This window comes from Spirulina sp. CCY15215 (genome assembly GCF_016888125.1).
In the GTDB taxonomy this organism is placed as follows: domain Bacteria; phylum Cyanobacteriota; class Cyanobacteriia; order Cyanobacteriales; family Spirulinaceae; genus CCY15215.
Map to the genome: position 1 here is coordinate 1 of NZ_JACSWA010000199.1, position 284 is coordinate 284.

Below are 284 nucleotides of genomic sequence, written 5' to 3' on the forward strand. Positions count from 1 at the left end.
AACTCCCAATCCAATCAGGGTATAGCTATCTTTCATGCGTCCCCAGTTACACTCCCTCTCAGCAGTTAGGGATTATTGACCCTATATCCATCGACTACGCCTTTCGGCCTCGCCTTAGGTCCCGACTACCTCTCCGCGGACGAGCCTTCCGGAGAAACCCTTAGGGTTTCGGGGTTGAGGATTCTCACCTCAATTTTCGCTACTCAAGCCGACATTCTCACTTCTATAAAGTCCACATCTGCTTGCCGCTAATGCTTCTCACCTTATAGAACGCTCCCCTACCA

Annotated in this window: 1 rRNA gene; it reads right to left on the reverse strand. The window is 50.7% G+C overall.

The annotated features are described in order from the left end of the window. Positions 1-284: ribosomal RNA gene (locus JUI58_RS01115) — 23S ribosomal RNA — on the reverse strand; the annotation flags it as partial.